Origin of the sequence: Streptomyces sp. NPDC020747 (assembly GCF_044334695.1) — a bacterium.
In the GTDB taxonomy this organism is placed as follows: domain Bacteria; phylum Actinomycetota; class Actinomycetes; order Streptomycetales; family Streptomycetaceae; genus Streptomyces.
Window position 1 is genome coordinate 877,261 of sequence record NZ_JBIRTJ010000001.1, and the last position, 11,706, is coordinate 888,966.

Annotated in this window: 13 protein-coding genes; 5 read left to right on the forward strand and 8 right to left on the reverse strand. The window is 70.6% G+C overall.

Annotation, left to right across the window (positions count from 1 at the left end):
* The first annotated feature begins 35 nt into the window (after positions 1–35).
* Positions 36–503, forward strand: a complete 468-nt coding sequence (locus tag ACH4YP_RS03560; protein ID WP_361063446.1) for a helix-turn-helix domain-containing protein — start codon at positions 36–38, stop codon at positions 501–503.
* Between the two features lie 95 nt (positions 504–598).
* Here ACH4YP_RS03560 and ACH4YP_RS03565 read toward each other — a convergent pair whose 3' ends face one another.
* Positions 599–1,540 carry an RNA polymerase sigma-70 factor gene (locus ACH4YP_RS03565; RefSeq protein ID WP_361063449.1) on the reverse strand — a complete coding sequence of 314 codons (942 nt, stop codon included), beginning with the start codon at positions 1,538–1,540 and terminating at the stop codon, positions 599–601.
* A gap of 187 nt (positions 1,541–1,727) precedes the next feature.
* Between ACH4YP_RS03565 and ACH4YP_RS03570 the strand changes: the two genes are divergently transcribed.
* Complete coding sequence (locus tag ACH4YP_RS03570) at positions 1,728–2,213, forward strand: carboxymuconolactone decarboxylase family protein (protein ID WP_361063452.1); 486 nt, start codon at positions 1,728–1,730, stop codon at positions 2,211–2,213.
* A gap of 64 nt (positions 2,214–2,277) precedes the next feature.
* The gene (locus tag ACH4YP_RS03575) at positions 2,278–2,412 is read left to right on the forward strand and encodes a hypothetical protein (RefSeq protein WP_398489146.1); all 135 of its coding nucleotides are present in this window, start codon (positions 2,278–2,280) and stop codon (positions 2,410–2,412) included.
* Between the two features lie 33 nt (positions 2,413–2,445).
* On the opposite strand, the gene ACH4YP_RS03580 is transcribed toward ACH4YP_RS03575, so the two are convergent.
* The 7 genes from ACH4YP_RS03580 to ACH4YP_RS03610 all read right to left on the reverse strand — a co-directional run bounded on the left by ACH4YP_RS03580 (position 2,446) and on the right by ACH4YP_RS03610 (position 9,158).
* Positions 2,446–3,030 (reverse strand): helix-turn-helix domain-containing protein, encoded by a 585-nt coding sequence (locus ACH4YP_RS03580; RefSeq protein ID WP_361063455.1) that lies wholly within the window; start codon positions 3,028–3,030, stop codon positions 2,446–2,448.
* A 32-nt stretch (positions 3,031–3,062) separates the two neighbouring features.
* Entirely contained in the window at positions 3,063–4,232 is a 1,170-nt protein-coding gene (locus ACH4YP_RS03585; protein WP_361063456.1) for an aminotransferase class I/II-fold pyridoxal phosphate-dependent enzyme, read from the reverse strand.
* A gap of 63 nt (positions 4,233–4,295) precedes the next feature.
* Positions 4,296–5,093: an SDR family oxidoreductase gene (locus ACH4YP_RS03590; protein ID WP_398489147.1), complete on the reverse strand. Its 798-nt coding sequence runs from the start codon at positions 5,091–5,093 to the stop codon at positions 4,296–4,298.
* 75 nt (positions 5,094–5,168) lie between these two features.
* Positions 5,169–6,197, reverse strand: coding sequence for a biotin-dependent carboxyltransferase family protein (locus ACH4YP_RS03595; protein ID WP_398489149.1), 1,029 nt, complete (start codon positions 6,195–6,197; stop codon positions 5,169–5,171).
* Complete coding sequence (locus ACH4YP_RS03600) at positions 6,194–6,925, reverse strand: allophanate hydrolase subunit 1 (protein WP_398489151.1); 732 nt, start codon at positions 6,923–6,925, stop codon at positions 6,194–6,196. Before ACH4YP_RS03600 ends, ACH4YP_RS03595 begins: the two co-directional genes overlap by 4 nt.
* Before the next feature lie 23 nt (positions 6,926–6,948).
* Positions 6,949–7,755 (reverse strand): LamB/YcsF family protein, encoded by an 807-nt coding sequence (locus ACH4YP_RS03605; protein ID WP_398489152.1) that lies wholly within the window; start codon positions 7,753–7,755, stop codon positions 6,949–6,951.
* 23 nt (positions 7,756–7,778) lie between these two features.
* Positions 7,779–9,158, reverse strand: a complete 1,380-nt coding sequence (locus ACH4YP_RS03610) for an MFS transporter (protein WP_361063471.1) — start codon at positions 9,156–9,158, stop codon at positions 7,779–7,781.
* Positions 9,159–9,906: 748 nt separating this feature from the next.
* Between ACH4YP_RS03610 and ACH4YP_RS03615 the strand changes: the two genes are divergently transcribed.
* Together ACH4YP_RS03615 and ACH4YP_RS03620 are read left to right on the forward strand one after the other, a co-directional pair.
* Positions 9,907–10,542 (forward strand): RraA family protein, encoded by a 636-nt coding sequence (locus ACH4YP_RS03615; RefSeq protein ID WP_361063474.1) that lies wholly within the window; start codon positions 9,907–9,909, stop codon positions 10,540–10,542.
* Positions 10,542–11,609: a D-2-hydroxyacid dehydrogenase gene (locus ACH4YP_RS03620; protein ID WP_361063477.1), complete on the forward strand. Its 1,068-nt coding sequence runs from the start codon at positions 10,542–10,544 to the stop codon at positions 11,607–11,609. The genes ACH4YP_RS03615 and ACH4YP_RS03620 overlap by 1 nt, the downstream gene beginning before the upstream one ends.
* Positions 11,610–11,706 lie beyond the last annotated feature (97 nt).

The following is an 11,706-nucleotide window of genomic DNA, read 5'->3' on the forward strand; positions in this document are numbered from 1 at the left end:
TGTCAATGACGAAGCCAGGCCCTTACGATGACGGGATGGAGTGGCTTGAGGTGAGCACGGAGAACTGCCCCGTCCAGCGGACGCTCGACGTGATCGGGGAGAAATGGACGCTGCTGATCCTGCGTGACGCCGCCAACGGAGTCCGCCGCTTCGACGACTTCCACCGCCACATCGGCCTGTCGGAGGCCGTCCTCAGCGACCGGCTCCGGAAGCTGATCTCGGCCGGCATCCTGAAGACCGTCCCCTACCGGGAGGCGGGCAGCCGCTCCCGCAACGAGTACCGCCTGACCCGCAAGGGCTGGGACCTGTGGCCGGTCCTGATGGCGCTGGGCCAGTGGGGCGAGACCTACGCCCCCGCCCCCGAGGGCCTCGTACTGGACGTCCGTCACACCGGCTGCGACGCCCCGGTCCGCGTCGTCGTCGAGTGCTCCGCGGAACACTCCGCCCTGACTCCCCGCGATGTCACCGCCCGGCTGGGACCCGGCGCCCGCCCTCGATCGTGAACCACCCGTCCCGGGCTCGCGGGCCCGCTCAGACCGGAGTTCACTCCGAGGGCCCCTGGCCCCTGGCCCCTGGCCTCTGACCTCTGGCCCCTGTCTCAGCGGCGCAGGGCGGTCTCCCGCTGCATGTGTGACAGCTTCTCGGGGTTGCGGACGGCGTAGAGGCCGGTGATGAGGCCGTCCTCGATGCGCACCGCCACGACGGTGTCGAGCTCGCCGTCGAGCCGCACGATCAGCGCCGGATGGCCGTTGACCTGCACAGGCCGCAGCGACACCGCGTCGGCGACCCTGCCAAGCCCCGCGACCAGCAGGCGGGCCACCTTGTCGGCCCCCACGATGGGCCGCAGCACGGCCTGCTTGACCCCGCCGCCGTCGCCGAGGAGGACGACATCCGGCGCGAGGATGTCGAGCAGGCTCTGCAGGTCACCCGTGTCGACCGCCCGCTGGAACGCGTCGAGCGCGTTTCTGGTCTCGGCCGGGGAGACGACCCCGCGCGGCCGCCGCGCCGCGACATGCGCCCGGGCCCGGTGCGCGATCTGGCGGACCGCGGCGGGGTTCTTGTCGACGGCCTCGGCGATCTCGTCGTACCCGAGGTCGAACACCTCACGCAGCACGAAGACGGCCCGCTCGGTCGGCTGCAGAGTCTCCAGCACGAGCAGCATCGCCATCGAGACGCTGTCGGCCAGCTCGACGTCCTCGGCCACGTCGGGCGCGGTGAGCAGCGGCTCGGGCAGCCAGGAACCGACGTAGGACTCCTTGCGGCGGCCGAGCGTACGCAGCCGGCTCAGTGCCTGGCGCGTGGTGATCCGTACCAGGTACGCGCGCTGGTCCCGCACCGTGCCGAGGTCGACGCCCGCCCACCGCAGCCAGGTCTCCTGAAGGACGTCCTCCGCGTCGGCGGCCGAGCCGAGCATCTCGTAGGCGACGGTGAACAGCAGGTTGCGATGGGCGACGAACGCCTCGGTGGCGGCGTCCGTGCGTCCGCCGTCGGCGAGCCGCCCGGCCGTGTCCTCTGTGCGCTCGCCGTGCTCGCTCGTCACCGGCTGCTCCTGCCTGTTCGCTGTCGACGGTGTCACGCGCACAAGACGCCGGTCGCCGCCGTCTTGTGACATCCATGAGCGGTGGCCCACGTCACACGACCGTCCGGTCACAGGGAGCGGGGCGCCGGCATCTCGTGTTCGGCCGGCGCGACACCACGCCGGCGCAACACCGCGAGAGGACGAAGTCATGGACGCCCGTTTCAACCTGTTCGGCAACGAGATCGCCGGCAAGTTCGCCAAGCGGTTCGCAGGCACCGGCCTGGTGATCCAGCAGTCGCCGCTGCCGAAGTCCACGCAGGAGCTGGTGTCGCTGCGCGCCAGCCAGATCAACGGCTGCGGCTGGTGCATCGACATGCACACCAAGGAGGCGACGGCCGCCGGTGAGACGGCGGTCCGGCTCGGTCTGGTCGCCGCCTGGCGCGAGTCCACCGTGTTCACCGAGGCCGAGCGGGCCGCGCTGGCGCTCGCCGAAGAGGGCACCCGGCTCGCCGACGCCCACCAAGGCGTGTCCGACGAGACCTGGGCCCAGGCGCGCAAGCACTACGACGACGACCAGATCGCCGCGCTGGTCTGCCTGGTCGCCCTGATCAACGCGGCCAACCGACTCGCCGTGATCGTGCACCAGCGGGGAGGCTCCTACGAGCCCGGCATGTTCGCCGCCGCCTTCGACTGATCGGCAGCCGAGTACGGCCGGTCCGGCCCGGTCCGGGATCATCCGATCCGGGCCGGGCCCGGGCATGTCCGGGCCCGGCCCGGATCGGATCCGCCCCGTCGTCGACACCGTGTTCCCGTTCGAGTCGACCCGCGAGGCACTGGAGTATGTCGAAGCAGCACGCGCGAAGGCCGACAGGGCCATCGCCGGGATGACGTGAGGGGCATGACCTCGTCGGTGCTTCGGAGCGGCCTCAGTGATTCCCGTCCGCCGCCGCGGACCAGCCGACGAGGGCGCCGCGCAGGGCGGTCACCAGGCGGGTGGCGGCCTCTTCCTCGGTGTGACCGCTCTTGATGAGGTCGAGGATGTCGCGGGGGTCGAACAGGAGGTTCCACAGGAACAGGGCCTCGTCGCCCAGGTCGCCGAGCCCGAGTTCCTCGGTGGTCTGCCGCAACGGTTCGGCGAGCGCCTCGGCCTGCGGCGCGAGATAGCCGGTGCCCTCGCGCAGCCGCTCCAGATATCCGCGGTGCGAGCGCATCTGCGCCATCGCCCCGCCGTGTTCGAGGACGAGCGACACCCAGCAGCGGGACACCGCCTCCAGCCTCGCCATGCCCCGGGTGCTCTGCCGCGCGCTGAAGTCGCGCAGTTCGGAGCCGACTTGAGCCCGGAAGGCGTGCAGGATCTCCTCGACGGAGGAGAAGTGCCGGTACGCCGTGGCGGTCGACACCTCGGCCTGCCTGGCGATCTCGGCCAGGCTCACGGGCGTCGGCGAGTTCTCGAACAGCAGCGCGGCGGCCTTGATGAGGTACCTGCGGTTGCGCTCGGTGTCACTGCGCATGGGTCGACTCCCCCGTTGCTGCGGAACGGCGTTCACTGAAGGGCCGAGAGGCCGTACGCCAGCCGGCGAACACCCTCGGAAATGGACTCCGGGCTGGCAGCGTACGACAGCCGCAGGTGCCCCTCGCCCCGGGCGCCGAACTCGCTCCCGGGCCGGACCGCGACACCGTGCGTGCGCAGGGCCGCCACGACCTCCACGGCGGGCAGGTCGAGGTCGTAGCGCGGGAACTGGTAGAACGCCCCCTCCGACGCGCTGAGCGTGAGGCCGGGGATCTCGGCGAGTCCCGCGCGCATGATCGCGCCGCGCTCCTGGTAGGCGGCCCGCATCCTGGCGATGTCGGCGTCGCAGGTCCGCACGGCGACGAGGGCGGCGTCCTGGATGAAGGTGTTCACGGAGCCGTTGAACGTGTTGTGGATGCGCGCGGCGGCCTGGATGAGCGGGGCGGGGCCCCAGAGGTAGCCGACGCGCCAGCCCGTCATCGCGTAACTCTTCGAGAAGGTCTGGCAGTAGACCGTACGGTCGCGCAGTCCGTCGAGGGAGATCGCCGAGGTGAAGGGGCGGCCGGTGTAGTCGAGGTCCGAGTACGCCTCGTCGGAGATGACGATCGTGGAGGTGCCGTCCAACAGGTCGGCGAGCGCGTCGAGTTCGGCGCGGCTGTGCACGATGCCGGTCGGGTTGCTCGGGTTGCAGAAGACGAAGAGCTTCGCGCCGTCGAGGGCGTCGGCGAGCCGGTCGAGGTCCCAGTGCAGGTCCGGGGCGAGCGGGACGGGTACGACGGTGCCGCCGGCCATGCTGACCAGGTCGGCGTAGAGGGAGTACGTGGGGTCCGGGATGACCACCTTGTCGCCGGGGTCGACGATGGAGAGGATCGATGCGGCGAGGCCGGCGGTACCGCCCTGCGTGATGAGGATGTCCGCGGCGGAGACCGGCGTTCCGGCGATGCCCTTCAGCTTCTCGGCGAGTGCCTCGCGCAGTTCCGGTTCGCCGAGCAGCGGTGAGTAGTGGGTGCGTCCGGCGCGGAGCGAGGCGTCCGCCGCCTCGGTCACCTGCTGGGGCGTGTCGAAGTCGGGCTCACCCATGGCGAGGGAGACGAGGTCGCCCTTGGACTGCGGCTGCTGCGTCCGGCGGGAGGCGGCGGCTATCCGGGCGACGGCCTCGGCGGTGGCGAACCGGGGCGGGTACGTGGAGACGGTTGACGGCATGCGCTCCTCCTGGAGGCGAAGTGCTGGAAGCGGGTGCTCGAAGCAGGGCTGGAGACGAGGTGGTCAGGGCTGCGGTGCGGCGTCGGCGGGGGCGCCCGCCCAGCGGCTGATCTCCAGGTCGGCGGAGGTGTCCCGCTGCCGGGTGGGGGCGACGACGATCTCCTGGAGGACGACGCGCTGGGGCAGGGCGACGGCCAGGCGGACTGCCTCGGCCACGTCCTCGGGCTGCAGCATGTGGGCGCGTTCCTCGGCGGCCGGCGGTCGCGCGCGGTTGTCGAGGATGGGTGTGTCCGCCTCGCCGGGCAGCACGGTGATGGCCCGCAGTCCCTGGTTGCGGAAGGTGTTGTGCAGGAACGTCATGAAGTTGCGCACCCCGGCCTTGGCCGCGCCGTAGGCGGCGCCGCCGAGCAGGTTGGGGTTGACGGCGGCGAGCGACGAGACGGTGACGATGGTTCCGGTGCCGCGGCCGAGCATGTCGGGAAGCACGGCCTGGGTGAGCTGGAAGACGGCCGTGAGGTTCACGTCGAGGACCTGGCGCCACTCGTCGTGCGGGAGCCACTGCGGGTTGAGCACGGTCGACGCGCTGCCCGCGTTGTTGACCAGGATGTCGACCGGGCCGAGGGCGGCGTGGACCCGGTCGAGGACCCGCGTCACGTCGTCCGTGCGGGTGATGTCCGCGGCGAGGGCGAGTGCGGTCCCGCCCTCGGCGCGGATCGTGGCCGCGACCTCGTCGAGTGCCTCCTGCCTGCGGCCGACGAGCACGACGGTGGCGCCGTCCCGGGCCAGGAGCCGCGCTGTTTCGAGCCCCATCCCGCTGCCGGCCCCTGTGATGAGCGCGGTCCTGCCGGCCGACGTCGTCACCGTTCCTCCTCCATGATCAGCATGCTCGACACGATCGATATGAGAATTCAAGTTCAAATGAGAATAGCTTCGCAGCTACTGCCGGGGCAAGGACGTCTCGAAGCCGAGCGCGGCGAAGGCCTCCGCGACCGCGTGTTCCAGCGTTCGGACCTCCGCCTCGCGCCGCGCGAACCGGCGGAGCGAACTCTCCCGGTCGGTCCAGCGGAACCGCAGCCGCCGCCCCGAACCGGCCTGCCCGAGCAGCGGCAGACAGGCCCGTGAGGCGACGCCGACGATCGGATAGCCCGCCGTCAGGCTCCGGTATCTGCCGAGCACGATGAGCTCGTCGGCGTGCGGGATCTGCAGCGCCCCGACGGGGACCCCGTGCGACACGATCTCGGTGTCGGTGTCCGGGTGGAGCACCGGGCCGTCCAGCCGCAGCCCGACGTGGTTGGAGCGGGGGGTGACGACGTACTCCGACTCCTCGATCACCTCGCGGATGCCGGGGATCGCGTGGATGCCGTGGCTCGCGACGACATCGACGACCCAGGGCCCTTCGTCGAAGCGCGGGACGGGGACGGGCAGCCGGAACAACGGCGGCTCGAAGAGCCGTCGCCGGAAACCCTGGAACTCCGTTTCCAGCAGCACGCGCGAGCCCCGGGTGACGATCTGCCCGAACCCCATCCGGGCGTCCGGGGCGGCGCTGCCCAGCAGGGTCTCCGCGGCGAGCGTGCCGTTCACGGCGAGATACGTGCGGGTCCCCCGGTTGGCGTCGGCGTGGACCCGTACCTCATGGCCCTTCCGTACCACCAGCGGCGACCAGCTCTCGACGGGAGCGCCGCCGACGGTGACGCGGGCGGGTGCGCCGGTCACGGCGAGCAGGACGTCGGCGTCGGGAACGAGCGCCAGCTCCCCGCCGAGGTTCTCGATCAGGGTCGCGCCGCGGGGGTTGCCCACGAGGAGGTTCGCGACGACCGCGGAGTGCTGGTCGGCGGCGCCGCCGGTGGGGACACCACGCCGTTCCGTGTCGCGGCGGCCGAGGTCCTGGAACGTGGTGGTCCATCCGGTGCCGGTGAATTCGAGCGCCACGGTTCTCATCGCCATGGCTGTCTTCACGGTCGTCACAGGGACACCTCCACCGGCAGCAGGAAGCCGGCGTCCAGCTCCGCCGCCTCGTCCCGCGTGACGGGTACGAAGCGCATGACGTCGCCGGGGCCGAACGAGACGGGGTCGGGGCGGGAGATGTCGACGATGGTGTGCGGAGTGCGCCCGACCACGCGCCAGCCGGTCGGGCCGGGGAACGGCTGGATGATCGCGTTGTCACCGGCGATCATGATCGCGCCGGGAGCGACGTCCGTACGCGGCTCGGCACGCCGGCGCACCGGCTTGGGCAGCTCCAGCCCGTCCATCATCGGAGCCATCGCGGCGCCCAACAGTGCGATCGTGAAGGTGGACTTGGCGATCGAGTCGACCAACTCGGCGGGCTCCAGGCCCACTTCCTCGGCGACGGACACCAGATCGGGGCCGGTCTCCTCGTCGAAGACGACCGGCACGGCGAACTCCCGTACCGCACGCGGGAGTTCCGGACCATCGCCCGGCGCCCACCGGGCCAGCAGCCGGACCGCGTACTCCACGTGCTCCGGCGCGGTCCGCAGCGGATCGAACTCGATGAGCAGGGACTCCAGACCGGAGACGACATCGAGCACGCCGTGGGGGCGGTGCGCGAGGAACCGGTCGCGGAAGGCGACGATCGCGGATCTGCGGATCGCCTGTTCGGCGTGGGGGACGGTCACCATCACCGCCGAGTCCCCGAAGGGCTCGACGGCGACGGTACCGAACGGTGCACTGGTCATCGGCTGGCTCCCGCGCGCTGCCCTCAACGGGCGAGCGCGACCTCGGCCTTCTCCTTCAGGACGTCCCGCAGGCCGGCGACGCGAACTCCCGCCTTGTCGAGCGCGGCCCGCAGCGCGAGGCCGTTCTGCAGGACGGTCGGGTGGTCTCCGTGCAGAAGCAGCACGTCGGCGTCGTGGCCGAGCGGTACGACGTTGCCGTCGACCGAGAGCACGGTGCCCTCCTGTACGACCTGGGCGGAGCGCTCGCCGATGAGCTCGGGGTCGTAGATCAGACCCTTTTCGTGCGAGCGCGAGACGGGCATGCCGTCGTCGCCGTAGCCGCGGTCCGCCAGGAACACGTAACCGACCTCTAGGCCGCGCTTGCGCGACTCCTCGGCGAGCAGGCCGCGTTGACAGATCACGACGTAGTCCGTGTTGTACGCGGCGATCGCGTCCGTGATGGCGCGGGCGTGCTTGGCGTCGGTCTGCGCGATCGAGCCCATCCGGCCGTGGGGCGCCACGTGGGTGATCGTCCCGCCGTGCACCCTTGCGAACGCGTCGAGCGCGCCGAGCTGGTAGAGGACGTCGGTACGGATCTCCTCCTCCGACGCCTCGATGAGCCGGCGGCCGAATCCGACGAGGTCGGGGTATCCGGGGTGCGCGCCGAGTTCGATACCGCGCTCCACGCAGTCGGCGACGGTCTTGTCCATGACGCGCGGGTCGCCGGCGTGGAAACCGCAGGCGATGTTCGACGCGGTGACGAGGCCGAGGAGGGCGTTGTCGTCGCCGATCGTGTAGTTGCCGAAGCTCTCGCCGAGGTCTGCGACGACGGCTACCGAGTTGATTCCCATGGTGTCTCCCGGGGTGGTGGCGGTCAGTGGGCTGCCAGCGGACGACCCTTGGTCTCGCGTACGAACGCGATGCTGACCAGGGTGATCAGGGCGGTGATGATGGCGGCGAAGGCGGGGATCAGATTGGACCCGGTCGATTCGATGAGCTCGGTCATCAGCAGCGGGGCGCTGCCGCCGAAGATGATCGTCGAGATGCTGAACCCGATGCTGTAGGCCGAGTAGCGAACCGTGGTCGGGAACATCTCGGCGAGCACGGTGTGCACGACGGCGGCGTGGCCGGAGAAGGCGATCGCGAGAACGGTGGTGCCGATACAGGCCAGCGCGAACTCGCCGGTGGTGATCAGCAGGAACATCGGGTACGAGACCACGGCCATCGCGACGGCGGAGATCAGCAGGACGGGTTTGCGGCCGATACGGTCCGACAGCCGGGCCATGAGGGGGATACAGACGGCGATGGCGACCAGGCTGACGGCGGTGACGGTGAGCGCCCGCAGCATGGAGAAGTTGTTGTCGTCGCCGAGCGAGGTCTTGAGATAGGTCGGCATGTAGACGAACAGCAGGTAGTAGCCAGGTCCGTTGAGCGCGGGCAGGAAGATCGTGAGCACGATCGCCTTCAGGTGCCGCGGGGAGGTGAGCGCGTCCTTCAGCGGGTTGCGTACGACGGTGTTGCGCTCGCGCAGTGCCTTGAAGTGCGGGGTCTCCTCCAGCTGGCGGCGGATGTAGAAGCCGACATAGCCGAGCGGGACGGCGACGAGGAAGGGGATCCGCCAGGCCCAGGAGGCCATGGCGTCGTCGCCGAGCGTCGAGATGAGGATGGCCGAGAAGGCGCTGCCGACCATGAGCGCGATGAACGAGCCGACGGCGATGAAGCTCATCATGTAGTTGCGGCGGGCGTCCGGGGCGTACTCGCCGACGAACGACATGGCGCCCGCCACCTCGCCACCGGCCGAGAAGCCCTGCAGCACACGGAGCGCGACCAGCAGCACGGGCGCGGCGACGCCGATGGCGGCGTGGGAGGGGATGAGGCCGATCGCCGCCGTGGCGGCGGAGATCAGCACCAGCAGGGTGGCCAGCAGTCTCTTCCGCCCGAGCCTGTCTCCCAGGTAGCCGCAGATGACGCTGCCGAACGGCCGCGCGACGAAGCTGACGAGGAAGCCGACGTTGGTGAGGAAGAGCCCGCCGGCTTCCGCCTCCCCCATGACGTTGATCGCGAGATAGGTGACGAGCAGGCCGTAGATGCCGTAGTCGTACCACTCGACGAAGGAGCCTATGGCTCCGGCGACCGTGACCTTGCGGACCATCTTGCCGTCGGCCGTGACCACACCGGCCGTGGTCGCGTCGAGCTGGTCCGACGATGCGTCGTGACGATCTGACGTCGTGTCGAGCCGATCTGACGTTGTCATACGTTCACCTTCGGTCGCGGACTCCGGGGACGGTGTCCTGAACAGTCGTACGCTGAACGTCGTCGCTGCCTGCGGTGGCCCATGTGCCGGGGTGTTCCGCCTGCGTTCCGGATCCTCGTGGGAAGGCGACGATGACACCTCGGCGGTAGAGCGGGCCTCGGTGTCGTCGGAGGATGTTCTGGAGGTGTCGGTGGACGGCTGGTGACGCCCCCACCCGCCCCGTTCGCGCCAGTGGAGCACGTTCTGGAGCGGATCGTAGGGGCACATCCGAGCCAAGTTGCGACTCAAATCTCGAATGAGAATAGATTCGCATTCCGAGGCGGTCAAGGATGGAAGTTGCCTCCAGGTAAAACTTGTGGTTCCGGCGTGATTCCACCCTCGGCCACCAGGACTTCACCGGAGAGACGGCGGTCCGGCGACCGCCCACCGGCCGGCCATCGACCACCCAAAAGCCGGCCGACAGCCGCCCGCGAGCCCGCCACCCCCCACCGCGCCCCGGTGCCACCGCGCCGATCGGGCACCACACTCCCCGGCCGGTCCACAAGGCGCCGACCAGGCCACACTCCCGGCCGCAGGCTCCGGGCGACGGGGCCCGCCAGGCCGTCGCCACCCCGGCCCGCCCTTGTCTCGGGGCACGGATGGATGCACACTGACTCTCGCGAAACGCGAAACCTTTCGCATTTCCCGGCCGCGACGGGGCGGACGGGCCCTTGGCTCCCATCCCCGACACCACCCGCAGGAGACTGTGATGACCGAAGACAACGTGCGTGTGGCTCCTGCCTGGGAGCGCCCGGACCAGCAGCTGCTTCAGCGGTTCCGCGAGCATTCCGTGGCCAATCTCGGCGACGCCCTGGACCGGCTGAACATCGTGGACGGCGGGATCTCCCCGGTCTGGAGCGGAGCGAAGGCGGTCGGCACCGCGCTGCCCGTACTCACCGTCGCCGGTGACAACAAGGCGGTGATCGCCGCGCTCGACCACATCCGCCCCGGGGACATCCTGGTCATCAACGCCTTCGGCTACGAGGGCCGCGCCATCATCGGTGACAACCTCGCCCAGCGGTTCGACGTGTTCGGCGCCGTCGGCGCGGTCGTCGACGGCTACGTCCGTGACGGCGCGATCGTCGAGAAGCTCGGCGTACCGGTCTTCGCACGTGGGCTCACGCCCGCCGGCCCCTTCAAGAACGGACCGGGCACCATCGGCGAACCCGTCGCTCTCGGTGGTGTCGTGGTGAACCCGGGCGACATCGTCGTCGCCGACGGCGACGGCGTCATCGTCATCCCACCCCATCGCGCCGAAGAGGCGCTGACGGCGGTCGAGGCGATCGTCGCCCGCGAGGCCGACCTCGACGCCGAGGTCGCGGAGCTGCGGAGTCGAAACGCCTGATGGGAACCGAGGAACGAGCCCCCGGCAGGCTCCGCGTCGCGGTCGCCGCGCCGCTGTCGGAGGACAACTGCGCGCGGATCCTGGCGCTGGAACCACGGATCGACCTCGTCGTCGACCAGGCGCTGCTCCCGCCGATGCGGTGGCCGGCCGACTTCGCCGGTGACCCGACCTGGCACCGCACGCCGGCACAACAGCGGGCCTACGAGGAGTCCCTCGACTCGGCCGACGCGCTCTACGGCATCCCCGACGTGGACCCGGCCGCCCTGGCACGGACGGTCCGCGCCAACCGGGGGCTGCGCTGGGTGCACACGATGGCCGCGGGCGGCGGCAGCCAGGTGAAGGCCGCGCGGCTCGCCGCCGACGAACTCGAACGGGTCCTGTTCACCACCTCCGCCGGAGTGCACGGACAGCCGCTCGCCGAGTTCGCCGTCTTCGGCGTGCTCGGCGGAGCCAAGGGTCTCCCCCGCCTGGTCCGAGGGCAACGGGATCACGAGTGGGGCGGCCGTTGGACGATGGGGCAGGTGAGCGAGCAGACGATCCTGCTGCTCGGCCTCGGCGGCATCGGCCGGGTCGTCGCCCGGAAGCTGCACGCGCTGGGCGCGAGGGTCATTGGAACGAGCAGGAGCGGCAACGCTGTTCCCGGGGTCGACGAGGTCGTACCCCTCGACCGGATCGCCGAGGTGGCACCGACGGTGGACGCCGTCGTGAACACCCTCCCCGGCACCGCAGCGACCGAGCACCTGCTCGACAAGCGGTTCTTCGACGCCCTCCGGCCCGGTGCGACCCTCGTGAACGTCGGCCGCGGAAGCGTCGTCGACGAGGGCGCCCTCATCGAGGCCCTGGACTCCGGCCGAGTCGGCTTCGCCGCACTGGACGTCTTCGAGACGGAACCACTCCCGTCCCACAGCCCCCTCTGGAACCACGACCACGTCCTGGTGAGCCCCCACACCGCCGCCCTGAGCACCGCCGAGGACCGCCTCATCGCCGAACTCTTCGCCACCAACGCCACCCGCCTCCTCGACGGAGAGAGCCTGCTCAACAGGGTGAACACGGTCGAGTTCTACTGACGACCGGGCGAACGGACACATGGCGCCCACCGAAGACCGGCGCGATGCCCGACCCTCGATCCGATCGCTGCCGACGGGACAGGACACTCTTTACGGG

What these genes read in the sequence shown, in the direction of transcription:
- ACH4YP_RS03605 (WP_398489152.1), bottom strand. Translation starts at nt 7,755, where the DNA reads ATGGGAATCAACTCGGTAGCCGTCGTCGCAGACCTCGGCGAGAGCTTC.
- ACH4YP_RS03600 (WP_398489151.1), bottom strand. Translation starts at nt 6,925, where the DNA reads ATGACCAGTGCACCGTTCGGTACCGTCGCCGTCGAGCCCTTCGGGGAC.
- ACH4YP_RS03570 (WP_361063452.1), top strand. Translation starts at nt 1,728, where the DNA reads ATGGACGCCCGTTTCAACCTGTTCGGCAACGAGATCGCCGGCAAGTTC.
- ACH4YP_RS03585 (WP_361063456.1), bottom strand. Translation starts at nt 4,232, where the DNA reads ATGCCGTCAACCGTCTCCACGTACCCGCCCCGGTTCGCCACCGCCGAG.
- ACH4YP_RS03580 (WP_361063455.1), bottom strand. Translation starts at nt 3,030, where the DNA reads ATGCGCAGTGACACCGAGCGCAACCGCAGGTACCTCATCAAGGCCGCC.
- ACH4YP_RS03575 (WP_398489146.1), top strand. Translation starts at nt 2,278, where the DNA reads ATGTCCGGGCCCGGCCCGGATCGGATCCGCCCCGTCGTCGACACCGTG.
- ACH4YP_RS03560 (WP_361063446.1), top strand. Translation starts at nt 36, where the DNA reads ATGGAGTGGCTTGAGGTGAGCACGGAGAACTGCCCCGTCCAGCGGACG.
- ACH4YP_RS03620 (WP_361063477.1), top strand. Translation starts at nt 10,542, where the DNA reads ATGGGAACCGAGGAACGAGCCCCCGGCAGGCTCCGCGTCGCGGTCGCC.
- ACH4YP_RS03615 (WP_361063474.1), top strand. Translation starts at nt 9,907, where the DNA reads ATGACCGAAGACAACGTGCGTGTGGCTCCTGCCTGGGAGCGCCCGGAC.
- ACH4YP_RS03610 (WP_361063471.1), bottom strand. Translation starts at nt 9,158, where the DNA reads ATGACAACGTCAGATCGGCTCGACACGACGTCAGATCGTCACGACGCA.